General features: G+C 69.6%; 25 protein-coding genes. 12 read left to right on the top strand and 13 right to left on the bottom strand.

Features of this window, described 5'->3' with window-relative positions:
• The first annotated feature begins 61 nt into the window (after positions 1–61).
• Positions 62–283 carry a hypothetical protein gene (locus tag GRF61_RS16600; RefSeq protein WP_169151743.1) on the top strand — a complete coding sequence of 74 codons (222 nt, stop codon included), beginning with the start codon at positions 62–64 and terminating at the stop codon, positions 281–283.
• A complete protein-coding gene (locus GRF61_RS16595) occupies positions 273–701 on the top strand; it encodes a PIN domain-containing protein (RefSeq protein WP_169151742.1) in 429 nt (142 codons plus the stop codon). The genes GRF61_RS16600 and GRF61_RS16595 overlap by 11 nt, the downstream gene beginning before the upstream one ends.
• Positions 702–708: 7 nt before the next feature.
• Here GRF61_RS16595 and GRF61_RS16590 read toward each other — a convergent pair whose 3' ends face one another.
• From GRF61_RS16590 to GRF61_RS16560, 7 genes are all read right to left on the bottom strand, one after another.
• Complete coding sequence (locus tag GRF61_RS16590; RefSeq protein ID WP_169151741.1) at positions 709–1,524, bottom strand: ABC transporter permease; 816 nt, start codon at positions 1,522–1,524, stop codon at positions 709–711.
• Positions 1,524–2,762: an ABC transporter substrate-binding protein gene (locus tag GRF61_RS16585; protein WP_169151740.1), complete on the bottom strand. Its 1,239-nt coding sequence runs from the start codon at positions 2,760–2,762 to the stop codon at positions 1,524–1,526. The genes GRF61_RS16590 and GRF61_RS16585 overlap by 1 nt, the downstream gene beginning before the upstream one ends.
• Before the next feature lie 65 nt (positions 2,763–2,827).
• Entirely contained in the window at positions 2,828–3,643 is an 816-nt protein-coding gene (locus GRF61_RS16580; protein ID WP_169151739.1) for an ABC transporter ATP-binding protein, read from the bottom strand.
• Entirely contained in the window at positions 3,640–4,689 is a 1,050-nt protein-coding gene (locus GRF61_RS16575; RefSeq protein WP_169151738.1) for an acyl-CoA dehydrogenase family protein, read from the bottom strand. The genes GRF61_RS16580 and GRF61_RS16575 overlap by 4 nt, the downstream gene beginning before the upstream one ends.
• Positions 4,686–5,246, bottom strand: a complete 561-nt coding sequence (locus tag GRF61_RS16570; RefSeq protein WP_169151737.1) for a carboxymuconolactone decarboxylase family protein — start codon at positions 5,244–5,246, stop codon at positions 4,686–4,688. The genes GRF61_RS16575 and GRF61_RS16570 overlap by 4 nt, the downstream gene beginning before the upstream one ends.
• A gap of 88 nt (positions 5,247–5,334) precedes the next feature.
• Complete coding sequence (locus GRF61_RS16565; RefSeq protein WP_169151736.1) at positions 5,335–6,285, bottom strand: AraC family transcriptional regulator; 951 nt, start codon at positions 6,283–6,285, stop codon at positions 5,335–5,337.
• Between the two features lie 256 nt (positions 6,286–6,541).
• Positions 6,542–7,717 carry a PLP-dependent transferase gene (locus tag GRF61_RS16560; protein ID WP_169151735.1) on the bottom strand — a complete coding sequence of 392 codons (1,176 nt, stop codon included), beginning with the start codon at positions 7,715–7,717 and terminating at the stop codon, positions 6,542–6,544.
• A 268-nt stretch (positions 7,718–7,985) separates the two neighbouring features.
• Here GRF61_RS16560 and GRF61_RS16555 point away from each other — a divergent pair, with 268 nt between their 5' ends.
• The 3 genes from GRF61_RS16555 to GRF61_RS16545 all read left to right on the top strand — a co-directional run bounded on the left by GRF61_RS16555 (position 7,986) and on the right by GRF61_RS16545 (position 10,512).
• The gene (locus GRF61_RS16555; RefSeq protein WP_169151734.1) at positions 7,986–8,483 is read left to right on the top strand and encodes a hypothetical protein; all 498 of its coding nucleotides are present in this window, start codon (positions 7,986–7,988) and stop codon (positions 8,481–8,483) included.
• Between the two features lie 286 nt (positions 8,484–8,769).
• On the top strand, positions 8,770–9,564 hold the full coding sequence (locus GRF61_RS16550) for an SDR family oxidoreductase (protein ID WP_169151733.1): 795 nt from the start codon (positions 8,770–8,772) through the stop codon (positions 9,562–9,564).
• Between the two features lie 294 nt (positions 9,565–9,858).
• Complete coding sequence (locus GRF61_RS16545) at positions 9,859–10,512, top strand: hypothetical protein (RefSeq protein ID WP_169151732.1); 654 nt, start codon at positions 9,859–9,861, stop codon at positions 10,510–10,512.
• A 188-nt stretch (positions 10,513–10,700) separates the two neighbouring features.
• On the opposite strand, the gene GRF61_RS16540 is transcribed toward GRF61_RS16545, so the two are convergent.
• Positions 10,701–12,104: a MarR family transcriptional regulator gene (locus tag GRF61_RS16540; RefSeq protein ID WP_169151731.1), complete on the bottom strand. Its 1,404-nt coding sequence runs from the start codon at positions 12,102–12,104 to the stop codon at positions 10,701–10,703.
• Between the two features lie 388 nt (positions 12,105–12,492).
• Between GRF61_RS16540 and GRF61_RS16535 the strand changes: the two genes are divergently transcribed.
• The 3 genes from GRF61_RS16535 (at position 12,493) to GRF61_RS16525 (ending at position 16,656) form a co-directional block, all read left to right on the top strand.
• On the top strand, positions 12,493–14,490 hold the full coding sequence (locus GRF61_RS16535) for an acetoacetate--CoA ligase (protein ID WP_211166026.1): 1,998 nt from the start codon (positions 12,493–12,495) through the stop codon (positions 14,488–14,490).
• A 23-nt stretch (positions 14,491–14,513) separates the two neighbouring features.
• Positions 14,514–15,380, top strand: a complete 867-nt coding sequence (locus tag GRF61_RS16530; RefSeq protein WP_169151730.1) for an amidohydrolase family protein — start codon at positions 14,514–14,516, stop codon at positions 15,378–15,380.
• 235 nt (positions 15,381–15,615) lie between these two features.
• The gene (locus GRF61_RS16525) at positions 15,616–16,656 is read left to right on the top strand and encodes a TRAP transporter substrate-binding protein (RefSeq protein WP_169151729.1); all 1,041 of its coding nucleotides are present in this window, start codon (positions 15,616–15,618) and stop codon (positions 16,654–16,656) included.
• A 79-nt stretch (positions 16,657–16,735) separates the two neighbouring features.
• Here the strand turns inward: GRF61_RS16525 and GRF61_RS16520 are convergent, their stop codons facing one another.
• Positions 16,736–17,467, bottom strand: coding sequence for an extensin family protein (locus tag GRF61_RS16520; protein WP_211166025.1), 732 nt, complete (start codon positions 17,465–17,467; stop codon positions 16,736–16,738).
• A gap of 160 nt (positions 17,468–17,627) precedes the next feature.
• Positions 17,628–18,413, bottom strand: coding sequence for a PEP-CTERM sorting domain-containing protein (locus GRF61_RS16515; protein ID WP_169151728.1), 786 nt, complete (start codon positions 18,411–18,413; stop codon positions 17,628–17,630).
• Between the two features lie 209 nt (positions 18,414–18,622).
• Between GRF61_RS16515 and GRF61_RS16510 the strand changes: the two genes are divergently transcribed.
• Entirely contained in the window at positions 18,623–19,396 is a 774-nt protein-coding gene (locus GRF61_RS16510) for a hypothetical protein (protein WP_211166024.1), read from the top strand.
• Here GRF61_RS16510 and GRF61_RS16505 read toward each other — a convergent pair.
• Positions 19,387–20,187 (bottom strand): VPLPA-CTERM sorting domain-containing protein, encoded by an 801-nt coding sequence (locus tag GRF61_RS16505; RefSeq protein WP_169151727.1) that lies wholly within the window; start codon positions 20,185–20,187, stop codon positions 19,387–19,389. The genes GRF61_RS16510 and GRF61_RS16505 overlap by 10 nt on opposite strands.
• Positions 20,188–20,491: 304 nt before the next feature.
• Here GRF61_RS16505 and GRF61_RS16500 point away from each other — a divergent pair, with 304 nt between their 5' ends.
• Positions 20,492–21,259 carry an alpha/beta hydrolase gene (locus tag GRF61_RS16500; RefSeq protein WP_169151726.1) on the top strand — a complete coding sequence of 256 codons (768 nt, stop codon included), beginning with the start codon at positions 20,492–20,494 and terminating at the stop codon, positions 21,257–21,259.
• A 184-nt stretch (positions 21,260–21,443) separates the two neighbouring features.
• Here the strand turns inward: GRF61_RS16500 and groL are convergent, their stop codons facing one another.
• Together groL and groES are read right to left on the bottom strand one after the other, a co-directional pair.
• On the bottom strand, positions 21,444–23,084 hold the full coding sequence (gene groL / locus GRF61_RS16495) for a chaperonin GroEL (RefSeq protein WP_169151725.1): 1,641 nt from the start codon (positions 23,082–23,084) through the stop codon (positions 21,444–21,446).
• Between the two features lie 57 nt (positions 23,085–23,141).
• Positions 23,142–23,429 carry a co-chaperone GroES gene (groES, locus tag GRF61_RS16490; protein WP_133587527.1) on the bottom strand — a complete coding sequence of 96 codons (288 nt, stop codon included), beginning with the start codon at positions 23,427–23,429 and terminating at the stop codon, positions 23,142–23,144.
• A 296-nt stretch (positions 23,430–23,725) separates the two neighbouring features.
• Here groES and GRF61_RS16485 point away from each other — a divergent pair, with 296 nt between their 5' ends.
• Together GRF61_RS16485 and map are read left to right on the top strand one after the other, a co-directional pair.
• Positions 23,726–23,965, top strand: a complete 240-nt coding sequence (locus tag GRF61_RS16485; RefSeq protein ID WP_169151724.1) for a ParD-like family protein — start codon at positions 23,726–23,728, stop codon at positions 23,963–23,965.
• Complete coding sequence (map, locus tag GRF61_RS16480) at positions 23,965–24,792, top strand: type I methionyl aminopeptidase (RefSeq protein ID WP_169151744.1); 828 nt, start codon at positions 23,965–23,967, stop codon at positions 24,790–24,792. The genes GRF61_RS16485 and map overlap by 1 nt, the downstream gene beginning before the upstream one ends.
• Positions 24,793–24,963 lie beyond the last annotated feature (171 nt).

Genomic DNA, 24,963 nt, shown 5'->3' with positions numbered 1-24,963 from the left:
GGATGGGGGCTGCACTCCTGTTCTATGATGTGGCGACGCGTGTTCGAGCAGGAGTTCCATCATGCAGGCAGTCGAGTTCGATTCGGTCATCCGCGATGCAGCCATACCGCTGCCCGCGTCTGTTCCCCTGGCGCCCGGCATGGCGGTGCGGGTGGTGGTGATGTACGAAGGCGACCAGCCGGCGGCGGCCGCCAAGGACGACGCGATCGCCCTGCTGTGCCGGGAGCCCCTGGTCGTGCCCGGCTTCGAGCCGCTGAGCCGGGACGAGAGCCATGAGCGATGAGTGCTTCATCGACTCCAATGTCTGGCTCTATGCCCTGGTGCTGAGGCCGGGGGAAGAAGAACGGCACGCCACGGCGTGCCGTTTGGTCGTCCACCCCGCGAGATACGTGATCAGCGAGCAGGTGATCGCGGAGGTTTCGTCGAACCTGCTGCGCAAGGCGGGCATGGCGGAGGCGCCGCTGCAGGCGCTGGTGGAGAGCTTCTACCAGCGCTGCCGGGTGATCGCGCCGGGCCCGGCGCTCCACCGCCGCGGCTCAGGCCTGCGGCAGCGCTACCGTTTCAACTACTGGGACAGCCTGATCGTCGCCGCCGCGCTCGAGGCTGGCTGTTCCACCCTCTATTCGGAAGACATGCAGCACGGCCTGGTCGTCGATGAGGTGCTGACCGTGCTCAATCCCTTCGCCGCCTCAGGTTCCTAGCCCGCGCTCAGGCCCGGTGCAGCCACCGCCTGTGCAGCCAGCGCGCCGCGTGGTCCAGCAGGTAGCCGAGGAAGCCGATCAGCAGGATGGCGGCCATCAGGTCGGGGTAGGCGAGGCGGTCGCGGGCGTCGAGGATGAAGTAGCCCAGGCCGGCCGACACGCCCAGCATTTCCGCGGGCACCAGGATGATCCAGATGATGCCGATGGCCAGCCGCACGCCGGTGAGGATGTGGGCGGTGATGCCGGGCAGCACCACCCGCAGGATGGTTTCGCCGCGGGTGGCGGAGAGGCTGCGCGCCAGCAGCAGCCAGTTGCGGTCCAGCTGGGCGACGCCGGCGGCGGTGTTGAGCAGGATGGGCCAGACGGCGGCGAAGGCGAGCAGGAAGTAGACCGGCGCGTCGCCCACGCCCAGCGCCATCACCGCGATCGGCATCCACGACAGCGGCGAGATCATGCGCAGGAACTGGAACAGCGGCCCGCTGGCCTGGGCGAAGTGCGCCGAGATGCCGGTGAGGATGCCCGCCGGCACGCCGATGGCGAGCGCGCAGGCCAGCCCCACCGCCACCCGCTGCAGGCTGAGGCCGACGTGCTCCCACAGGTAGGGATCGACCAGCAGGCCGGCGAGGGCGGGGAAAGCCCGCTGCGGCGAGAACTGGGCGGCGATGGGGGTATTGCGCGCCATCAGCGCGGTGGCCAGTGCCCACAGCAGCGCCGCCAGCAGCAGGCCGGCCAGCGGCAGCAGCGGGCCGGCCGCCCGGCGGCGTGCCGGGCGGCCCTGGGCGGCACCCAGGGCAGGGGAGGCGGAAGACAAAGGCGCCGCCATCAGACCTCCACGGTTTCGCGCCGGCGCAGGTCGGCGGGCAGGCTGAAGGCTTGCGGGCCGCCGAGCTGGTCGAGGGCGACGCGGACGAAGCGGTCGTCCACCAGGTCGCGGGCGGCGAAGGCCGGGTCCAGGGTCTTGAGGAAACCGTTGTCGCCTTCCAGCCGGGTGCTCGCCAGTGAGCGCACCAGCTCCTCGGTGTAGGAGGGGAAGGGGTAGGGCTGGAAGTCGATGCGGCGCTGCTGCCAGCCCTTGTGGCGGACCACGCCGCTGGCTTCGTAGCCGGCGTAGTCGGTGGTGGAGAAGACCTTGGCCAGGGTATCCACCGGGTGCGGCGTGTAGCGGCCTTCGCCGCTGCTGGAGAGCAGCTTGGCGGCTTCGAGCTGGTTGCTGCGCGTCCAGTGCTGGGCTTTGACGATGGCGCTGGTGACGCGCTGTGCCCATTCCGGCCGCTCGGCGATGTCGCGCTCGGCGAGGAAGGTGACGCAGCAGGCGTGGTCCTTCCACACGTCGCCGGAGAAGCGCAGCACCTTGCCCACCTGGTTCACCTCGGCGGCGGCGTTGAAGGGCTCGGCGACGATGTAGCCGGCGATGGACTTGCCCGCCAGCGCGGACACCATTTCCGCCGGCGGCAGCACCACCAGCTTCACTTCCTTGGGGCCGGGATCGCCGCGGCCGGTGGTGACCGGCGTCAGCCCGTTCGCGTTCAGCAGCTTCTGCAGCAGGATGTTGTGGATGGAGTACCAGAAGGGCACCGCCACCGTCTTGCCGCCGAGGTCGGCCACCGTGCGGATGTCCGGCGCCACGGTGAGGCCGGAGCCGTTCATGTGGTTCCAGGCCACCACCTTGGCCGGGAAGCGGGTGCCGTAGCGTACCCACAGCGTGGCCGGCGACAGCAGGTGGATGACGTTCACCTGGCCGGCGACGAAGGCTTCGACGATCTGCGCCCAGCTGCGGAACAGGCGCGGCTTCTCGGTGCGCAGGCCCTCGGCTTCGAACAGCTTGCGCGCATGGGCGATCAGCAGCGGGCTGGCGTCGGTGATGGGCAGGTAGCCGATGTTCACCGGTACGTCGTCGCCGCGGCGGTTCTGGGCGAAGGCATCGCCGGCGCGCAGCAGCGGCGCGGCTACGCCGGCGGTGGCCAGCGCAGAGAAGCGCAGGAAGTCGCGCCGGGTGAGGCCGCAGCCGCAGTCGGGCGAGGCGCAGACGTGGGGGCGGGTGGCTTGGGAGTCGCGGTCCATGGGGGGCTCCGGGAGGTTCAGGCGTTCGGTTGGATGGAAGGATCGCGTGCGTGGAATGCCGGCGTTCAGGCGCCGGTCGTGCTTTCGCGCAGGGCGCCGAGGATGGACAGGCGCAGCGCGGTGACCGCGGCGGCGTCGGCCTCGCGCGGGTGGGGAATGTCCACCGTCCATTCACGGTGGATGCGGCTTGGCCGGCTGCCCATGAGCAGGATGCGGTCGGCCACCAGGATGGCTTCGTCGATGTCGTGGGTCACCAGCAGCACCGCCGCATGCCAGCGGTGCACCAGCTCCACCAGCAGCGCCTGCATTTCGGCGCGGGTGATGGCGTCCAGTGCGGAGAAGGGTTCGTCGGCGAACAGCAGTTCCGGCTCGCGGGCGAGGGCGCGGGCCAGCGCAACCCGCTGCGCCTGTCCGCCGGAAAGCTCCGCCGGCCAGGCGCGCTCGCGGCCGGCGAGGCCGACGGCGGTGATGGCCTCGGCCACCCGGCGCTCGCGCGCTTCGGCGGCGATGCGCGGCTGATGGCGGAAATCCAGGCCGAAGCGCACGTTGTCCGCCACGTTCAGCCAGGGCAGCAGGCTGGCCTGCTGGAACACCAGCGCGCTGCGCGGATGCGGCGCGCTGCAGGGCTGGCCGAGGAAGGCCACCTGGCCGGCGGCTGGCCGTTCCAGCCCGGCCAGGGTGCGCAGCAGGGTGGATTTGCCGCAGCCGCTGCCGCCCAGCAGGCAGACGATCTCGCGCCGGCGGATGGCCAGCGACACCTCGCTGAACACCGGGCTGCCGTCGGCATAGGCAAAGGAAAGGCTGTCGCCGGCCAGCACCGTTTCGGCGCTGGCCGATGCCGCCGTTTCGAGCGTGCGGGGCTGGCTTGCAGCTGGCGTCATCGGTTCGCGTGCTTGGCCAGTTCGCCCTGCAGCTGGCTGAGGCTGGGCGTGACCACCGGGATGAAGGCGGCCTCGCGCCAGCGGCGGGGGAAGCCTTTGTCCTGGTCGGCCAGGTAGGCGCGGCCGCCGCTGGCGGAAAGCTCCAGGCCCACCGCCGCCTGCGCCAGTTCGGCAAGGCGGATGCGCAGGCGGAACAGCGCCGCCGGTTCGGCCTGGAAGCGTTTGGCGGCGAGGCCTTCGCGCAGGCTGGTGGCGATGCCTTCCAGTTCGGCCGAGGTCTGTTCGATCTGCGGCAGCAGCACCGCGTGGGCGCCCTGGCCCTCCTGCCTGGCCTGTGCCAGCGCGCGGCGGGCGACGCCCAGCGACATGCCGAGCTGCAGGCCGAGGAAGGCGGGGCGCACGCCGGGGCAGAAGCTGCGGGCGTCGGCATGCAGCAGGCGGCTGCTGTCGATGGCGACGTCGGCGACGCTGATGGCGGCGGTGTTGCTGCCGCGCAGGGCGATCAGGTCCAGGTCGGCGCTACGGGCGAGGCCGGGCTGGTCGTGGTCCAGCGCGACCACCGCGGCGCCGCCGTCCGGCGTCTGTACCGCGGCGGCGACGGTGAAGCCGGCGCGGCGCAGGTTGGTCACCCACGGCAGCCTGCCGTTCAGGCGCCAGCCCTCGCCGTCGGGCGTGGCTGCGATCTGCAGCGATTCGATGCCGGAGAGGAACTTCATCGCGTTCGACAGGCCGGTGGCGCCGGCATGCTCGCCGGCCAGCAGCGGCGGCAGGCGCTCGCGCAGCGCTTCGTTGGGTGTCTGCAGCAGGAACTCGATGAAGGTGCGCTGGCCCCAGAAGACGAAGGCGGCGGTGAGCGACTGGCCGGCGACGGCGGCGATGGCTTCCACCGCGTCGTAGGTGTCGCCGCCGCTGCCGCCCAGCGCCTGCGGCACGCCGATGCGGAACAGGCCGCGGCTGGCCAGTTCCGGCACCAGGGCTTCGGCGTGGCTGTCGTCGCGGTCCAGCGCCTCGGCTTGCTCGGCGAACCAGTTCAGCGCGGCGCTCATGCTTGCAGCGCGCCGGGGCGGAAGGCGGCGAGTTCCGGGTTGATGTCGTTGGCGGCCAGGTTGTTGGCGAAGTTGCACAGGGTGGCGAGGCTGACGCCCAGCACCACTTCCAGCGACTGCTGCTGGCTGTAGCCGGCGGCGATGAAGTCCGCCAGCTCGCCGTCGCCCACCGCGCCGCGGGCGACGATGACGGCGCGGGTGAAGGCTACCAGCGCGTCGTAGCGGGCGTTGCCGGTGAGGCCGCGGCGCTGCAGCGCGGCCACGGTGGCGCGCTCCAGGCCGGCCTTCTTCAGCGCCAGCGCGGTGTGGCCGGCGACGCAGAATTCGCAGCCGTGGATGGCGGCGGCGGTGATCTGGATGATCTCGCGCTCGATCAGGCCGAGGCTGCTGCGGCCGTTGATCTCGGCCACCGTCAGATAGGTTTCCAGCGCGGTCGGCGCATTCGCCAGCACCGCCACCAGGTTGGGCAGGAAGCCGTTGTTGGCGACGCTGCGCGCCACCAGCGGGCGGGCGGCTTCGGGCGCGGTCTCGGCGGTTTGCAGGGGCAGGCGGGGCATGGCGGCGATTCCGGGGAAATGGGTGATGCGGGGAATTGTCCGCGCCGGGGCGGCGGCGCGGCTATGCGCGGGCGTCGCTGTTTCTTGCTCAGGCGTCCACTTCATGCAGCGCCGGCAGGGCGCTGCGGCGGGCGCGCTGATAGGCGCCGGGCTGTTCGCCCATGATCTTCTTGAAGGCGCGGGTGAAGGCGGCCGGCGAGTGGTAGCCGACATGCTCGGCGGCGCGGGTGACGCTGTCGCCGCGGCGCAGCCGGCGGGCGGCGATGTTCATGCGCAGCGACAGCAGGAACTGCGCTGGCGGCTGGCCGCAGGTGTCGGCGAAGTGCTTGAAGAAGCTGGCGCGCGACATGTTGGCGACCTGCGCCATGTCTTCCACCGACCAGTCGCGGCCAGGCTCGTGCAGCAGGTGCTCGACCAGCGGGGCGAAGCGCGGCTGGGCCGCCACCGCCCACAGGCCGGTCTCGACCTCGGCGCGGCTGGCGACTTCACGCACCAAGTAGAAGAACAGCAGCTCGGTGAGGCGGGAGACCAGCGGCGAGGGCCGGGCGGTGCCGTCGTCGGCGGCGATGTCCGCGCGTTCGGCTTCGGCGAGGATGAGGTCGAACAGCGGCGCCACCGCGCGCAGCGCCGGGCTGTCGGCGCGCAGCAGCAGGCAGTCGGGGAAGGAGGCGGTGAGCAGCTCGGCCGGCGCGCCGTGGAAGTCGAAGAAGCCGCAGGCGAGGCCGGTGCCGTCGGCGCGGGCGGGTAGCAGCGCGCTCATCGCCGCCGGGCGGGCGGCGTCGCGGTCCGGCGTGGGAGTGAGCAGGTGCGGCAGGTCGCGCAGCAGGAATACCGCGTCGCGCTCGGCCAGCGCCAGCGGCGCGCGGCCGTCCAGGTGCAGGTAGCACTGGCCGCGCAGCACCAGGTGGAAACTGGCGCGGGCGCGGCCGGCGGTGGAGGCGCGCCAGTTGCCGCAGTACTGGCCGACATGGAACAGGCTGGCTTCCAGCTGCAGGCCGCTGATCAGCCAGTGGACGAGGCGTTCGGTTTGGTTGTGCATCGGTGGTCGCGCGTAGGGTTCGCGGACCGCGCATTGTGTGGGCGGGGGGCGCCAGGGACTAACGAAAAAAATCGGTTTAGCTTAGCGATGGAAGTGATGATGCGAAGGGCATGGCGGGCGGCTGGCTGCGGCCTGCGAGGCGGGCTTCATGCATACGGCTTGAGGCCGCCGGCATCTGTCGCCGCCGCGGCGCCCGGCACCTGGCCGGGGCGGCAGCCAGCGGCGGGCGCCGCCACCCGCCGCCGCAGCCGGGCGCTCAGTCCGCCAGCGCTTCCTTCAGGTCGTCTATCAGGTCCTCCGCCGCCTCGATGCCCACCGACAGCCGGATCAGGTCGGGCGGGCAGGGGCTGCCGGGGCCTTCCACGCTGGCGCGGTGTTCGGCCAGGCTTTCGACCGAGCCCAGCGAAGTGGCGCGCTTGAACACCTGCAGGCGGGCGGTGACTGCGCGCGAACGCGCTTCGCCCCCGGTGCTGCGGATGGAGAGCATGCCACCGAAGCCTCCCTGCATCTGGCGTGCGGCGATGGCGTGTTGCGGGTGGCTGGGCAGGCCGGGGTAGAGCACTTCCACCAGGCCGGGATGGCCCTCCAGCGCCTGGGCGATGGCGAGCGCGTTGGCGGCGGATTGCTGCACCCGCAGCTGCAGGGTGCGCATGCCGCGCAGCAGCAGCCAGGCCTCGAAGGGGCCGAGCACCGCGCCGCCGAGGTTGCGGTTGCGGCGGATGCGCTGCCACAGCGGGCCATCCTCGCGGCACACCAGGGCGCCGGCGATGACGTCGGAGTGGCCGTTGAGGTATTTGGTGGCCGAGTGCATGACGATGTCCGCGCCCAGCTTCAGCGGCTGGCTGAACACTGGGGTGGCGACGGTGGAATCCACCAGCACCGTGGTGCCGCCGGCGCGGGCGGCGCTGACGGCGGCGGCGATGTCTATCACCTCCCAGGTCGGGTTGGCCGGCGTCTCCAGCCACAGCAGCGTGGTCGGCGCCTCGCGCAGCAGGGCGACCATGCCGTCCAGGTCGGCGTTGTCGTAGAAGGCGAGGTCCAGCTTCCATTGCTGGGCGAAGGCCACTAGCCAGTTGCGCAGCGCCCAGTACATGGAGCGGCAGGCAACGATGCGCTGGCCGGGCTCCAGCGCCTGCAGCACGGCCGTGGCGGCGGCCATGCCGGAAGCGAACAGCAGGGCCTGGTGGCCGCCTTCCAGCGTGGTCAGCAGTTCCTCCGCCTGGTCGTAGGCGGGGCTGAAGTCGCGGGAATACAGGCGGCCGCCGGGGTAGCTGCCGTCGCCGGCGCGTTCGAAGGTGGTGGAGGCGTGCAGCGGCGGCACCAGGTCGCGGTAGGGCTCGGCGACGCGGCCCAGGGCCTGGGCGGTGAGGGTGCGCGGCGACAGGGCGCGGGTGGCAGGCGGAGCGGGGGCGCGGTCGCGGGACTGGCTCATGTTGTTTTCCTTCGCGATAGAGGGCAGGGCAAGCCCGGGATTATCCCCCGGCCGGCTGGCAGGGGATATGCGGCCGGACGGCGGCGCTTGTTGCCGCCCGCCGGCGGCCGAAGCCGGCAGCTTTTGCCGGCGGGCGGCGGAGGCTGCCGCTTCCTGCCCGGCGCCGGGCCGGTGGGGGTGGCGGAATTCCCCGTGTTTACACGCGTGTATCCGGATTGGTACGCAGCTTGCGTAGCGCCCGGGGCCAATGCGAGTGGAGACGTTCGCCATGAAGATCGATACCAGCTACGACAGCACGACGTTCAAGACCTATTCCTCCGCCGCCGCTGGCGGCGACAGCCAGGCCAGCTTCCAGGCCGCTCTGAGCAAGGCGCGCCAGGTGGGCGGCGGCAGCGACAGCGCCAGCACCGAAACCCCGGCCAAGACGGTGATGACCGCGCAGGACAAGGCTGAGATCCAGCGCGCGCGCGAAGAGAAGGTTCTGGCGGATTTCCGCGACTACATGGAAAAGACGCCGGCCGAGCGCATGCGCGACGCCATCCTCAGGGACATGGGCCTGACCGAAGAGGATCTGGCCGCCATGCCGGCCGAAGAGCGCGCCGCCGTGGAGGACGAGATCGCCGAGCGCATCAAGGACAAGCTGCTGGCGCAAGGCGTGGAGGCTGATGGCAGCGCCGCGCCGCCGACGGCGGAGCTGCGCTACGTGCTGCCGACGCAATCGGCATCGGCCGCCGGCGACAACAGCCGCAGCCTCCCGGGTAACTGAGCTTCGCCCTCTCCGGCGCGGGACTGGCCGGCGCTTGAGCGCTGGGCTTGAGCCGGCCGCCGAGGCTGGAGGGCGCTGTCCGCGGGGCTATCCCAGGCGGCGGCGCTTCCTTCCTGTTTTCCTTCTCGCCGCCACGACTTCCCCTTGTCCCTCCTCCAGGGAATGGCGCTTGCACGCCTGCCAGCTTCCGGGCGGGCGTGATCCGCATCCTTGATCCGCTCGGGCGGCGCGAGGCGGCTTTTCTCCGCCGCATCCATCCACACCGGCGATGCGAGGAGGAAACACCATGAACATTGATCTCTCCGGCAAGCGTGCAATCGTTACCGGTTCCACCGACGGCATCGGCTTCGCGGTGGCCGAGGGCCTGGGCAAGGCCGGCGCCCATGTGATCGTCACCGGCCGCGAGGAGGCCAAGACCGCCGCCGCTTGCGAGGACCTGCGCAGGCGCAGCCCGCAGGGCAGCTACAGCATGGTGGTGGCGGACCTGGGCCGCGTGGAGGGCTGCGCCGCGCTGATGGTCGCCGAGCCGGAGGCGGACATCCTGGTGAATGTGCTCGGCATCTACGAGACGCGGGAGTTCTTTGCCCTGGACGACGCCGACTGGGAGCACCTCTTCCAGGTCAACGTCATGAGCGGCGTGCGCCTGTCGCGCCACTACGCCCAGGGCATGCGGGCGCGGCACTGGGGGCGCATCCAGTTCATCTCCAGTGAGTCGGCAATCAACATTCCGCCGGACATGCTGCATTACGGCGTTACCAAGGCCGCCCTGCTGGGCTTGTCGCGCGGGCTGGCGAAGGCGCTGGCTGGCAGCGGCGTCACCGTGAATGCCATCCTGCCGGGCCCGACCTACACCGCTGGCACCCGCGCCATGGTGGAGGAAATGGCCGCGGAGAGAGGCCTGAGCCATGAGGAGATGAAGGCCCGCTTCGTCCCCGAGAATCGCCCCACCTCGCTGATCGGCCGCTTCGCCGAGCCGGACGAGGTCGCCCACCTCTGTGTCTACGCCGCCTCGCCCCAGGCCAGCTGCACCACCGGCGCTGCGCTGCGGGTGGAGGGCGGAATCGTCGACAGCATCATCTGACGGCAGCGCAATCTCCCCGCCCCGCATAACAGGCTGCGCCACCGACGCGCTTCCATTTTGTTGCAGAGTGCATACAATCCCGCCCCGTCGCGCCCCGGGGCGGTATCACCGCTTCGCCCGTGCGGGCGCCAGCAGGGAGGGCCGCGCTCTACCCCCCGGAACAGGAAGGGGAGCGCGTGCCGGCGGGCTTGCGGGCAACGGCCGTGAGGGCTGGTCCGTGGGGCCTGGTGTATGCCGGCGCTCATGCGCCTGCTTTCTCAGCGTTTCATTTCAAATCAAAGGGTGAGTTCAAAGATGGGATTCAAGGGTTGGGTTGCCATGCTTTGCGCGGCGGCGGTGCTGTCGGGCTGCGCGTCTTTCAGGAACAACGAGATTGCCGACGCCGGCGCGCTGCCGGATGTTTCCGGCTATCAGAACAAGCCTTCGGTGTTCGTCGAAACGCATTTCTTCCGCGGTGAGCCGGGCGCGCCGGTGACGGAGATCCTGGTGAACCGGGACAAGATCCACGAACTGGTGGGCAAGAGCCTGGGCGACTCCGGCATGTTCTCCCGCCACAGCTTCGATGAAGCCGACAAGGCGGGCGCCGACTACACCCTGCGGCTGGACATCTATAACCACGGCAACACCGGTCTGGCGATGGCGGCCGGTTTCATCTCCGGCTTCACCTTTGGCGTGATTCCGGCGGCGGCCACCGACAATTACACGCTGGAAGCGAAGCTGGCCGATACCAGCGGCACCGTGGTGAGCAAGGCCACCAACAAGGATTCGATCACCACCTGGATAGGCCTGGTGTTCATTCCGGCGATGGCGGCGACGCCGGAGAAGGCGCTGACCGGCACGCTGGACAACCAGTTGAAGACGGTGCTGAAGGAGCTGGTGGAAGGTGGCAAGCTGAAGTATTCCGACGTGATGCGCCGCCGCGCCGCGCCGGTGTTCGCCGGCGCCTGATTCCAGCGGCCAGCCCTGCGGCCCGCAGCAGGGGCCGGGCGCGGCGGGCGGCGCTCTCCCGCCCGCCCTTCTCCTCAATGTTTGCCAGGCCGGCGGCGCGCCTTTTGCAGCCCGCCACCCCGGCGGACTTCCCGCCCCTGGCGCTGGCCGGGGTAGAGCGGCTCACTCTCGCTGGCGGCTCCGGCGGCTCATTTTGCGCTCGCCAGATTGCCCACCACCCGCTCCAGCGCATTCATCAACTGCGCGACCTCCCGTTTGCTGAATCCCTGCAGTGCCCGGGCTTCGTGGCGGGCGATCAGGGCGGTGGCCTGGCGGTGGGCGGCGACGCCATCCGCGGTGAGCAGCAACTGGCCGCGGCGGCCGGTGGGGCCTGCACGCTGCAGCAGGCCCAGCGCCAGCAATCTGTCCACCACCGGCGCCAGGGCCGCCGGCTCGACCTGGATAAGCATGGCCAGTCGGGCGGCGGACAGGCCGGGGTTGCAACTGAGCAGCTCCAGCATGCTGAAGGCGCTGGGGGTGAGGTTGAGCGCACCTATCTCGTGCTCGAAATCCTTGAACAGGGCGAGCTGGGTCTCGCGGATGCGGTAGCCGACCAGGCTGGGCAGAGTGCCGAGCGAGATCGGCCGCGGGCGCTGCCGGCTCGCGGTGGCGCCCAGGGTAGGGAAGGCGATGCCCGGCGGCTCGGCAGCGGGGCGAATGCTGCCTCCGGCGGCGGGCGGGTTCATCGCCAGGGCCGACGCGGGTTGGGCTGCCGAGCTCGCAGCGACGACGTCCAGCGGCGAGCGCCCGCCCAGCAGGCGCGGACGGAAGCCCTGGTTGTAGCGCTCCAGCAGCCGCAGCAGCGCCGGCGGCAGGCTGGGAGAGGGCGCGTCGCCTATCAAGCGCGGCAGCAGCGGTGCCAGCACCCCGCGGGCCTCGTCGGAGAACAGGGCTGCCAGCCGCTTGGCGGAGGCGCGTATGGTGCTGCGGAACAGCGTGTAGCGCTCTTCTTCCGCCAGCCAGCGCAGGGCGGGGTCGAAACTCTCTTCGGCGACCAGCCAGTTGCGCACCGGGAAAGGCGCGGCGGCGGCGAGGGCGAGGAGGGCGGCACGGCAATTGGCCGGGCGGGTCGTGTGCAGCGGCGCGCAGCCCGCCCAGCGGCTGTGGCGATCCACGCCGAGCAGCAGGCCGGTGGGCAAGGTGCGCAGCCGCAGCCAGTGCAGTTCCACCACCCCGGGCGAAGCTTCGCGCCCGGCCTTGCCGGCGGGCAGGCGGGCGACATGGTGGCGCCGCAGGCAGCGGTCCAGCCCGGAGCGGGAGGCGGTGCAGCCGGTGCTTTCGCGCAGCAGCGCCAGGAGGTCGTCCAGCGGCAGTGCGAGCACCTGGCGCAGCAGCAGGGCCAGGGTTTCCTCGCCCGGGCGCAGTGCGGTGCGCAGCTGCAGCGGCGTGTGCGGCCTGTCTTCCACCGAGGCCCGCTCCCTCCATTTGCGCACGGTGTTGCGGCTGATGCCCAGCTCCGCGGCCAGTGCGCTCACGGTCTTGTCCGAGTCGCGGATGTAGCCGCGGATCTCCGGCGTGGTACTGGCTCGGCGGTGCAGGCGGGGGGATTTCATGAGCGGCTTGGCGGGGCAGGTGAGGCGATGAAGGTGGAAATGATCATTCGAGACTGATTATCGTCCGGCGACGCTTCGCCGGTCACCTCGTTTTCACTGCGCTGTAGCGGGGCGCTACCCGCCGTCGGCAGCAAAGCTGCGCCTGCCCTGATTGCCGCTGTCGAAGCCACGCATCTGGCTTCGTCTGCCGTCAGGCGCTCGAGGCGGGCCGGCAAGGCTGAAAGCGGAGATTGCGGCTTATGGCTGTTTCCGCCCTGCGGCGGACGGCGGTGAACGACCATGATCATACGGGACCGGGACGGCTGAGTTTGTCCTTCGCCGCCCGCGAAAAATAGACTCCGCCCCAGATGCTGTCGCGCCCGCCGGGCAGAGGCAGCCGGACAAGGGAATGGAGGACGACATGGGCATTGCGCAGGGACAGGTGCTGTGGACGCCGGACGCCGAGATGCTGGCGCAGGCGCCGTTGAGCGATTTCGGCCGCCGCATCGCCAGCCGCCACCGTGTGGATGGCGCAGACTACGCGGCGTTGTGGCAGTGGTCGGTGGATGAGCTGGACAGCTTCTGGCGCGAGGTGTGGGACTACTTCGACATCCAGGCCGACGGCAGCCCGGAGCCGGCCCTGGCCTCGCAGCAGATGCCGGGGGCGCAGTGGTTTCCCAACGCCCGCCTGAACTACGCGGAGCACATCTTCCGCCGCGCTTCCGCCGAACGGCCGGCGCTCATCGTGCGCAACGAGGCCGGCGAGCAGTACGAGGTGAGCTGGGCCGAGCTGGCCGCCACCACCGGCGCCCTCGCCGCCACGCTGCGGGAACTGGGCGTCGGCCCGGGCGACCGCGTCGTCTCCTACATGCCCAACCTGCCGCAGACGGTAGCCGCCTTCCTCGCCACCGCCAGCCTAGGCGCCATCTGGTCCAGCTGCGCGCAGGACATGGGCGCCAGCGTGGTGCTGGACCGCTTCCGCCAGATCGAACCCAAGGTCATCTTCGCCATCGACAGCTACCGCTACAACGGCAAGCTGTTCGACCGCAGCGGCCTGGTCGCCGAGCTGCTGGAGCAATTGCCCACGGTGCGCCACGTCATCCATGTGCGCGGCCCGGGCGCCGGCAACACGCCCCCGCCCTGGCGCAATCGCCTCACCTGGGCGGACGCGGTGGAGAAGCCGGCGCCGCTCGGCTTCAACCGCGTCCCCTTCGACCACCCGCTGTGGATCGTCTATTCCTCCGGCACCACCGGCCTGCCCAAGGCCATGGTGCATGGCCACGGCGGCATCGTGCTCACCCACCTCAAGACCATGGTGCTGCAGCACGACCTGCGCGAGGGCGACCGCATGCTCTTCCTCGCCGGCACCGGCTGGGTGGTATGGAACCTGATGGTGGGCGGCCTGCTCACCGGCGCCACCATGGTGCTGTACGACGGCAACCCGGCCGCGCCGGACGGCGACGCGCTGTGGCGCTTCATCGACGAAGCGCGGCTCACCCACTTTGGCTGCGGCGCCGCCTACCTCATCAACTGCATGAAGGACGGCCTGGTGCCGCGCGAATACGCCGGCTTCGCCGCGCTGCGGGCGATCAACGCCACCGGCTCGCCGCTGCCGCTGGAAGCCTACGAATGGGTGCATGGCCAGGTGAAGGAGAAGGTGTGGCTGGCCTCCATCAGCGGCGGCACCGACATCGCCTCCGGTTTCGTCGCCTGCGCGCCCACGCTGCCGGTGCATGCCGGCGAAATCCAGTGCCCCGAACTGGGCGTGGCTGCCTATGCCTTCAACGAAGCGGGCGAGGCGGTGGTGGATGAGGTGGGCGAACTGGTCATCACCAAGCCCATGCCCTCCATGCCGCTGTTCTTCTGGAACGACGAGGGCAACCGCCGCTACCTGGACAGCTACTTCGACGTCTATCCCGGCCTGTGGCGCCACGGCGACTGGATACGCTTCACCCCCTACGGCAGCTCGGTGATCTATGGCCGTTCGGATTCCACCATCAACCGCCACGGCATCCGCATGGGCACCGCCGAAATCTACCGGGTGGTGGAAGAGCTGCCGGAGATACGCGACTGCATGGTGGTGGACCTGGAATACCTGGGCCGCGAATCCTTCATGCCGCTGTTCGTGGTGCTGCGCCCCGGCTTCGTGCTGGACGAGGCGCTGAAGGATCGCATCCGCGGGCAGATCCGCAGCAAGGCCTCGCCGCGCCATGTGCCCAACGAGATCTACGCGGTGGCGGAGATTCCGCACACCCTCACCGGCAAGAAGATGGAAGTGCCGGTGCGCAAGCTGCTGCTGGGCGGCGACCCGGCCAAGGTGGCCAACCCGGACACCATGGCCAACCCCGCCAGCCTCGGCTTCTACCTCGAGCTGGCGCAGCAGCTCAACGCCCCCGCCGGCGCCTGACCGGCCGCAAGGAGAACCGCATCATGAAGCTGGAAGAACTGGTCGCCATCGACATCCATACCCACGCAGAAGTCTCCTGCTGCCAGCCGCCTGACCCCTACGGCGAGGAATACGACCGCGCGGCCGACCGCTACTTCGGCTCCGACCGCCGGCCCACCATCGCCGAGACCATCGCTTACTACCGCGAGCGCAAGCTCGGGCTGGTGATGTTCACCGTGGATTGCGAAGCCCACGTCGGCCGCCGCCGCATCCCCAACGAGGAGATCGCCGAAGCGGCGATGGCCAACAGCGACATGATGATCGCCTTCGCCAGCATCGATCCGCACAAGGGCAAGATGGGCGCGCGCGAAGCCCGCCGGCTGATCGAGGACCACGGCGTGCGCGGCTTCAAGTTCCACCCCACCATGATGGGCTTCCATCCCTACGACCGCATGGCCTGGCCGCTGTACGAGGTGATCGCCGAATACAAGCTGCCGGCCATCTTCCACAGCGGCCATTCCGGCATGGGCACCGGCATGCGCGGCGGCGGCGGGCTGAAGCTGGAGTATTCCAACCCGATGCACCTGGAAGACGCCGCCATCGACTTCCCCGACATGCAGTTCGTCATCGCCCACCCCTCCTGGCCGTGGCAGGACGAGGCGCTGTCGCTGTGCCTGCACAAGCCCAATGTGTGGATAGACCTCTCCGGCTGGTCGCCCAAGTACTTTCCCAAACCGCTGGTGCAGTACGCCAACACCCTGCTGAAGGACAGGGTGCTGTTCGGCACCGACTTCCCGCTGATCACTCCCGAACGCTGGCTGGCGGATTTCAAGGAGGCCGGCTTCAAGCCGGAACTGCATCAACGCATCCTCAAGGACAACGCCGCCCGGCTGCTCGGGCTGAAGGCCTGAAGGCCTGAAGGCTCTCGGGCTGCCGTGCCCGGACTGATGCCAGCCGCGGTTCTCCACCGCGGCCGGTGGCGTCATCCATCCGCTGTCCGGCGCCTCCGGCCGGGCAGGGGCGAGGCCGCGCCGATCCCGCCGCATGCAGGCGCTCCCGGCCAGCGTAGCCCGGATCGTGCCCACTTCCCTACGCAAGGCCCGCGGTGACGGGCCCCTTTCCCATCCCAGCAGAAGGAGACTCCGCATGAAGCTCAAGCTCATCCTCACCGCCGTCCTGGCCGCCACCGCCTTTGGGGCCCAGGCGCAGACCGCGCCGGTGAAGATCAAGGTCGCCCACTTCCTGCCCTCGATTTCCAACCTGCAGCGCGATGTGCTGGAGCCTTGGTGCGAAACCCTGCGCACGGAATCCGGCGGCCGCCTGCAATGCGAGCTGTATCCGGCGATGGCCATAGGCGGCACGCCGCCCAACCTCGTCAGCCATGTGCGCGACGGCATCGCCGACGTGGTGTGGACCTCGCCCAGCTACACCCCCAACCTGTTCCCGGCGATGGAGGCCATCGAGCTGCCCTTCGTGGTGCCGGCTGACGGCCTGGGCGGCAGCCGGGCAATGTGGGCCTATTACGAGCAGCACGCACGCAAGGATTTCGAACGCTACAAGGTGCTGGCCCTGCACAGCGGCAGCGGCCAGAACCTGAACACGGTGAAGGCACCGGTGCGGACGCTGGCGGACATGAAGGGGGTGAAGCTGCGCTCGCCCTCGCGCGTGTCCTCCAGGCTGCTCTCCGCCCTCGGCGCCGCGCCGGTGAACATGCCAGCCAGCGCCATCACCGAGAGCGTCTCCCGCGGGGTGGCCGACGGCGCGCTGGCGCCGTGGGAGCTGGTTACCGCGATCAAGCTCGACGAGATCGCCCGTTTCCATACCGAACCGCCCGCCGGCAAGCCGGCCTATTTCGCCGTCTCGATGGCGCTGCTGATGAACAAGAAGAAGTACGAGGGGCTGCCGGTCGAGCTGAAGGCGGTCATAGACCGCAACAGCGGCCTGCCGCTGGTCGAGAAGTTCGGTGCATCCTGGGATCGCGCCACCGAAGTCTCGCGCAAGCGCGCCGCCGCCTTGGGTAACACGCTGGTGATACAGAAGGCGGAAGACTACGAGGCGATGCGCAAGGCGGCGGAGAGCGTGGAAGCCGAGTGGATCAAGGAGGTGAAGGCCAAGGGGCTGGACGGCGCCGCGTTGATTGCGGCTGCGCGGGAGATCAGCAACAAACATCTTGCCCGGGCGGATTGAGGTGCTGGCCTGACATGCCCGTGCGGGCCGGCAGCGCGGGCCGGCCTGCAGGTGTTGCCCGTACATGCCGGGGGCGCAGCTAACGGCACATCCGGTAGCCGCCCCAGTCCAGGTGGAAGTGGTCCTGATGGGCCTGGTTGTAGTCCGGGCTCAGGGTGCCGTTGAAGAAGCGGCAGGCGCCATCGCGGGCGTCGCGCAGGAAGGCCGCTTCGGCGCCGCTGCCGTGCCAGTGGCCGAGGATGCGGATGCGGCGGCCGTTTTCGAGGCGGAAGGCGGCGGCATCGAAGGCATTGGCACTGGCATGCTGGCTGCGGCGGCCGCCTTCGCCGGCGCCGCCGCGCACATTGCGGCAGGCGTAGCTGCCCAGGTGCTCTACCCGGGCGAGCGGCTGGCCGAAGTGAGCCTGGGCGGCCGGCTGCAGCGTGTGGCGTTCCCACATCGCCAGCGACACCGCCGCGGTGCAGCTAAGTGTGAAAGCGGGCGCGAAGCGTTCGTCGCTGACGCGCACCGCGTTCTTCCAGCCACAGCCCTTGCCCAGGTCCCGGTCCGGTAGCGCCGCCTGCCGCAGCCCGGTCTGCTCAAGTACCGTCCGGCAGAGCGCCGGGTCGCCGTTCAGGCGCTGCAACTTGTAGCGGGTGAGCCAGTTGGGCGCGGCGGCCACTTCCAGCGGCGCCCAGGGGTTCCACTGCGGCGGAATGGCGATGCGGCCGCTGTGCAGCTGCCAGGCGAGGACGAGCAGGGCGAGGAGGAAGGCGAGGGCGAAGTAGCGCATCGACGGCCGGGTCCAGGAGACGGTGCGCTGATGCAGCAAACGGCGTTCCCCGCGCCCCGGGTGTTGGAAGCCCTTGTTCGATCCGTTTGTGAAGGGCGCGCCCGGGGGCAGCCGCTGCGCCCCGAGCCGCGGGGCTAGCGCTGCGGCCTGGCGCGCCTCATCGGAGCGGGTGCGCCAGGCCGCTGATGCCGGCGTGCGCTCAGGCCGGCTTGCCGCGGCCGGCCGGCGTCCTCCGCAGGCCGAACAGCCCCATCAGGCCACCCAGGGTCAGGGCGAGGGCGGAGGGTTCGGGCACGCCGAGGACTTCCAGCGTCCAGTAGCCGGGGTTGTCGTGGCCGGCGCCTACCGGGCTCCAGCCGGAGGGCCAGGCGCCGGCAACATGCAGATCCTGCGGCTCGACCTCGCCCGCGGGGCCCCAGTTCTCGGTGAGCATGTATCGCCCGCCGAAGATGCCGGGGTCGTCGTCCGGGCTGTACTCATAGTCCAGCAACACGCTCCACAGCGTCGGTGTGCCCAGGGCATCCATCTCGTAGAAGAAGATGCTGGCGTTGTAGCTGTAGCCCGCCGTCACCAGCCGGTAGGGAAAGTAAGGGTAGAAGGTGCTGCACCAGTCGGGGTCGATCTCGCAGCTGTCCAGGGTGGACTGCGGCAGGGGTTCCAGGTAGGGCTCGAACACCTTCTCGTAGGTCAGTGAGCCGGCGTCGTCCCAGGCGGTGAAGCTGACGCCCGGGTTCATCAAGTTAGTGAGGCCGGCGGCGAGGCGGGTGGGGGAGGTGATTTCCATCCGCAGGAAACTCTCGGCGGTGTTGCCTTCCTGATAGACCGCTCCCAGGCCCTCGCTATAGGGATTGCCGTAGTAGCTGTAGCGGTAAAGCGCTGCCGAGGCGCTGCCGGGCAGCAGCACCGCCAGCGCGAGCGCGGCGGGCAGGATGGATTTCGGCAGGGTTCCCGCGCCGGCGGGCTTGAGGGGTAGTGCATCCGTCATGACATCTTCCTCCTGGGGCAGAGCGGTTTGAAGATCCGGGGCGGGTACGGCGATGTCCGCGGGCTGGCCGCCGGCGGAGCGGGAAAAGGTGTGAAGCGTGACCGGTTGGGGGGAGGGAAAAACGCGGATTGATTAGAATCCGGCGCCGCCCGCGGGCGCGGGCGGCGGTGTTTGCCTTCAATCTCGCCTTCATCCTTTATGGAGATTTCATGGGCCGAAAACTGCGGATTCGCTCGAAAGCGGTGCTGCGCCTGCAACGCCGGCTGGAACAGAATGGCTGGCCCCGGCTGCAGATGGCCTTGATCGTGCTGCTCACTGGCCTGGCCGGCCTGTTGTGCTCCTTCCTGATGCTGCTGGCCGGCTTGGATTCCATGGCGGTGCGTTATCCGCTGGCGCTGGGCCTGGCCTACGGTTTTTTCCTCTTCATGCTGTGGCTGTGGCTGCGCAACCGCGGCGACGACCCCGGCTTCGCCGAGCTGGTGAGCGGTGATTTCAACTGGAACCCGAAGGGCGGCGGCCGACTGGCGGCGCCGCGCAGCGGTGGCGGCGGCGATTTCGCTGGCGGCGGCGCCAGCGCTTCGTTCGAGGCGCCGGCGGCGGCAGCCGTGCCCTTGCCGGTGGAGGCGGAGGGCGGCTGGTCCCTGGGCAAGGGCGCGGCTTCGGTGGCGGAGGCGGACGAGCTGGCGATTCCGCTGGCGGTGGTGGCCTTCTTCCTCGGCCTGATGCTGGCGTCCTTCTACCTGATCTACCTGGCGCCGGCCTTGTTCGCCGAGCTGCTGTTCGACGGCGTGCTCTCCTACTCGCTGTACCGCCGCCTGCGGCGCACCGGGGGCGATGTGAATCACTGGCTGGTGACCGCCTTGCGCCGCACCGCGCTGCCTTTCCTGCTGACCGCCGTTTTCCTGGTGGCAATCGGCCTGGTGATGGAGGCCTGGGCGCCGGGTGCGCGCTCCATCGGCGAGCTCATCGCCCATCAGGGCTGACCGGGCCGGCGGCGCTTGCGCATCACGGCGAGGGCCGCCAGGCCGCCGAGCAGCAGAGTGGAAGAGGCCGGCTCCGGCAGCGCCTGCACATCCAGGACGGTGAGCTGCCAGCTGCCGGGGTTGTTGAAAGAGGCTCCGAAGGTATCGGCACCGGCCCTGCCGCCGGCCGTGTTGGTATCCGCCTGCGGTTCAAGCCAGGCGCCGGCCCAGTTGCTGCTGTAAAGCCCGTGGGTATAGGGATCGAGGCGATCCGGATCGTAGGTGATCAGCTGCAGGCTCAGTTCCCATGCGACCGGTACGCCCGAAGCGTCCAGTTCGGCAAAGATGATGCTGGCCTCGAAGTGGTAGGGCGGTACCACCAGGGTGTAGGGGAAGTCGGGATAGATGAGGTAGATGTCCTCGCTGGGATTGGCCTCGTATTCATCCAGCACCGACTGCGGCAGCAGCGTCAGGTACGGCGCCACCGTCTTCTCGTAGGTGAAGTCGCTGTTGTCGTCCCACATGCGGAAGCTCAGGCCCGGCGTGCCGATCAGGTTGCCCAGGCCGGCGGTGAGCGGTGTGCGCGAGGTGATTTCGGCGGAGAGGAAGCTCCCGGCGGTGTTGCCGCCGCCGTAGGTGCTGCCATCGCCCTGGCTGTAGGGCAGCCCGGTATACGTGTAGCGGTAGAGCGGCGCCGCCTGCGCGAGGGAAGCGAGGCCGGGCAGCAGGGCGAGCAGTGCGACGGCCAGGGCGCGCCGCAAGCGTGCGCCGGAGTTGGAGGGCGGCGGGGGGAGGTTGGCGGAACGCGGCATGACATCTCCTGGTCATTGAAGCCGACGCACTCGGCGCCCGGCAGGAATACAGCAGGAATATCCGCATTCAATGTAGCCCAGCTGGCGAGCCCAGGCGGGGGGCGGATGTGCCCGTAGTGGGTTCCGGGCGAAGGTGTTTCCGGGCGTTTCCATTCCGGGCGCTGGGAACCTGCGCGCCGGCCTGCGCTGTCGAAGAGGCACGGCCGCATCCGGTGCGCGCGGCCGCCCGTCCGGAAACCGCTGCAGTCTTGGCATTCCGGGCCTCTGCGCGGTCATTCCGCGCCATCGTCGAGGGAGACACGACATGGATAGAAAGACAATACTGATGCTGCCGGGCCTGCTCAACGACGCCACCCTGTACGAAAACCAGGTGAGCGCACTCGCGGATGTCGCCAAATGCACCGTGGGCGATCTCACCCGCTCCAGCACCATCGCCGACATGGCGGACGACGTGCTGGCGGCGGCGCCGGAGACGCCCTTCGTGCTGGTCGGCATGTCCATGGGCGGATATGTGGCGCTGGAGATCATGCGCCGCGCGCCGAAACGGGTGAGCGCCCTGGCGCTGCTGGATACCAGCGCCCGGCCGGACACCGAGGAGGCCACCGCCGGGCGGGAGGCGCTGATAGCGCGTGGCAAGACGGAGTTCCCGAAGGTGGTCGAGGCTTTGCTGGCCAAGCTGGCGCTGCCCGACCATGCGGACACGCCGGAGGTGGGCAGCGCCTTCCAGTCGATGGCGATCAGCGTGGGCTACGAGGTCTTCGTGCAGCAGCAGCGCGCCATCATCGGCCGGCCGGACAGCCGCCCCTCGCTCGCCGCCATCCGCTGCCCGACGCTGATCGTCTGCGGTGCAGACGACAGCCTGACGCCGCCCGAGGTGCACAAGGAGATGGCCGAGGCCATTCCCGGCGCGCGGCTGGAGATCATTCCGGAGTGCGGCCACCTCTCGCCGCTGGAGCAGCCGGACAAGGTCACCGCCATCCTGCGCGACTGGCTGCAATCGCTGCCGCCGGAGAAGGGCGGGGAGCCCATCCCGGGCGCGGGTGACGGCGTAGACAGCGGCGAACCGCGCTAGAGAGGCCACGGCCGGCGGCCTGCCTCCAGGGCGCCGCGCAGCGGGCCGTTTCCCCGCCGGCAAGCCGGACCGCAGGGCGAGGCCGCGGAATGGCTGGGCAGAGGCCGCAAAAGCAAGGGGCCGGGAGGGTATCCCGGCCCCTTGCTTTCAAGCGCTGCCCGCGTGCTTCAGGGCAGGCGGCGCCTTAGAACTCCGGGCCGCCGAAGCCGCCGGGGCCGCCCGCGGGCAGGCCGCCGGCGGGCTTGTCGTCCGCCTGCTCAGCGACCAGCGCGTCGGTGGTCAGGATCAGCGCGGCCACCGAGGCGGCGTTCTGCAGCGCGGAGCGGGTGACCTTGGCCGGGTCCAGCACGCCTTGCTCCACCAGGTCGCCGTACTCGCCGTTGGCGGCGTTGTAGCCGAAGTTGCCGCTGCCCTCGAGCACCTTGGCCACCACCACCGAGGCTTCGTCGCCCGCATTGGCGACGATCTGGCGCAGTGGCTCTTCCACCGCGCGCAGCACGATCTTGATGCCGGCGTCCTGCTCGTGGTTGTCGCCCTTCAAGTCCTTGATCGCGGCGCGGGCGCGCAGCAGGGCGACGCCACCGCCGGGCACCACGCCTTCCTCGACCGCGGCGCGGGTGGCATGCAGCGCATCTTCCACGCGCGCCTTCTTCTCCTTCAGCTCGACCTCGGTTGCCGCACCCACCTTGATGACGGCCACGCCGCCGGCCAGCTTGGCCTTGCGCTCCTGCAGCTTCTCGCGGTCGTAGTCGGAGCTGGCCGCGCCGATCAGGGCGTCGATGGAGGCGACGCGGGCCTTGATCGCATCCACGCTGCCAGCGCCATCGATCAGCGTGGTGTTCTCCTTCTGCACCTCGACGCGCTTGGCCTGGCCGAGGTCGGCCAGCGTGGCCTTCTCCAGGCTGAGGCCCACTTCCTCGGCGATCACCTGGCCGCCGGTGAGGATGGCGATGTCCTCCAGGATGGCCTTGCGGCGGTCGCCGAAGCCGGGCGCCTTTACCGCCACCACCTTGAGGATGCCGCGGATGGTGTTCACCACCAGGGTGGCGAGCGCTTCGCCTTCCACGTCCTCGGCGATGATGAGCAGCGGGCGGCCGGCCTTGGCCACCTGCTCCAGCACCGGCAGCAGATCGCGGATGTTGGAGATCTTCTTGTCGAACAGCAGGATGAAGGGGTTGTCCAGTTCGGCAACCTGCTTGTCCGGGTTGTTGATGAAGTAGGGCGACAGGTAGCCGCGGTCGAACTGCAGGCCCTCGACCACTTCCAGCTCGTTGGCCAGGCTCTTGCCGTCTTCCACGGTGATCACGCCTTCCTTGCCCACCTTGTCGATGGCCTTGGCGATGATGTCGCCGATGTCGGCGTCCGAGTTGGCGGAAATGGCGCCCACCTGGGCGATTTCCTTGCTGGTGGTGGTCGGCTTGGCGATCTGCTGCAGCTCGGCGACGACGGCGGTCACCGCCTTGTCGATGCCGCGCTTGAGGTCGGCCGGGTTGAAGCCGGCGGCCACGAACTTGAAGCCTTCGCGCACGATGGCCTGGGCCAGCACGGTGGCGGTGGTGGTGCCGTCGCCGGCGTTGTCGGAAGTCTTGGAGGCGACCTCCTTCACCAGCTGGGCGCCGATGTTCTCGAACTTGTCCTTCAGTTCGATTTCCTTGGCGACGGACACACCGTCCTTGGTCACCGTGGGGGCGCCGAAGGCGCGTTCGAGCACCACGTTGCGGCCCTTGGGGCCGAGAGTGACCTTGACGGCATTGGCGAGCACATTGACGCCTTGCACGACCTTGGCGCGGGCGTCGTCACCGAACAGCACTTGCTTTGCAGGCATGGAGAACTCCGTTTCTTTGTCAGATTGAGCAGGGGAGGGAAGAGGCGAGGCGGGCGCTTACTCGATCACTGCGAAGATGTCCTCTTCGCGCACGACCAGCACTTCCTCGCCCTCCAGCTTCACCGCCTGGCCGGCGTACTTGCCGAACAGCACGCGGTCGCCGACCTTCAGTTGCAGCGGGCGGATCTCGCCGTTGTCCAGCGCCTTGCCGCGGCCCACGGCGATCACCTCGCCCTGGTCCGGCTTTTCGCCGGCGGAATCGGGAATGACGATGCCGCTGGCGGTGGTGCGTTCGGGCTCGGTGCGCTTGACGATGACGCGGTCGTGGAGAGGGCGAATGGCCATGTGGGGGCTCCTGTTAGCGATGCGGCGCCCATGCGCCGCCGGCCGCGCGCAGCCACCGGGGCTGCGCGCCATCTGTTGGCACTCGGCACCGGTGAGTGCCAAGCGGGCCTCATCATGCATCGCAGGCCGCCGCTCCGTTCCGATTTATTCCGATTTGGATTGGCGCTTCCGCAGATATGCGAATGGCGTTGAGGTGCCGATGGGGAGATCTCGCGGCGAACGCCGCCTGTCCGATGGCCATCGCATCTGGTAGTATATGAACCATATACAAACCATACACCGAGTGAGCCATAGGCATGGGCATCGTCAAGATTTCGGAGCAGATGCATGAAGCGCTGCGCCACACCAGCGGCGCGTTCAGCCGCTCCATCAACGCGCAGGCGGAGCACTGGCTGCGCGTCGGCATGCTGGCCGAGCTGAACCCCGGCCTGAACTACGGCGAGATCTGCCGCCTGCTGTTGACGCCGGACGGCGAGGCCGCCTCCGCGCTGGCCGGCACCGGGCTCGTGGCCGACACCCTGGGCAGGGCCGCATGATGGCCGCCAAGGAAGACATCCCGCTGCGCACCCCGGAAGAACTCGCCAAGCTGCGCCAGGCCGGCGCGCTGGCGGCCGATGTGCTGCGCATGATAGGCGAGCATGTGAAGCCCGGCGTCACCACCGACGAGCTGGACCGCCTGTGCCACGACTACATCGTCAACGTCCAGGGCGCCATCCCCGCCAACATCGGCTACCACGGCTACCCGAAGACCGTCTGCGCTTCGGTGAACCATGTGGTCTGCCACGGCATCCCCTCGGCCAAGCGGCTGGCGGCGGGCGATATCGTCAATATTGATGTTGCCGTCATCAAGGACGGCTGGTACGGCGACAGCAGCCGCATGTACTTCGTCGGCAAGCCCGGCATCCTCGCCCGCCGCCTGGTGCATACCACCTACGAGGCGATGCGCGCCGGCATCCGCGCGGTTCGCCCCGGCGCCACGCTGGGTGACGTCGGCCACGCCATCCAGACGGTGGCGCACCGCGAAGGCTTCACCGTGGTGCGGGAGTACTGCGGCCACGGCATCGGGCAGGTCTACCACGGCGAGCCGCAAGTGCTGCACTTCGGCCGCGCCGGTACCGGCCTGAAGCTGGAGCCGGGCATGGTGTTTACCATCGAACCGATGATCAACGCCGGCCGCGCCGATACCAAGCAACTGCCCGACGGCTGGACGGTCGTCACCAAGGACCGCTCCCTGTCCGCCCAGTGGGAGCACATGGTGGCGGTCACCGAAAACGGCTTCGAAATCCTCACCCCCTGGCCGGACGGCTACGGCGAGTACGCACCGATCGAGATGGACGCCAGGCCGGCGGTCGCGGTGGTCTGAGCGCTGCGGGGGCGGGCCGCGCGGGATTGCGGCCATGAGGGTTGCAGCGGTGAAAGCCGGCTGCGGGTCTTGCCCAGCGGTTCAATCCGGAAGGTGCTTGCAGCACGAAACGCCGTTCGCCTGTCGAACGGCGTTTTGCGTTGACCGGCTTCGGCAGGCCCAGGCTACGCC

The sequence above is a fragment of the Azoarcus sp. TTM-91 genome, from assembly GCF_012911025.1.
Lineage (GTDB): Bacteria > Pseudomonadota > Gammaproteobacteria > Burkholderiales > Rhodocyclaceae > Azoarcus.
The sequence above is the reverse complement of the archived record's forward strand: the minus strand, read 5'-3'. Positions and strand labels throughout refer to the sequence as shown.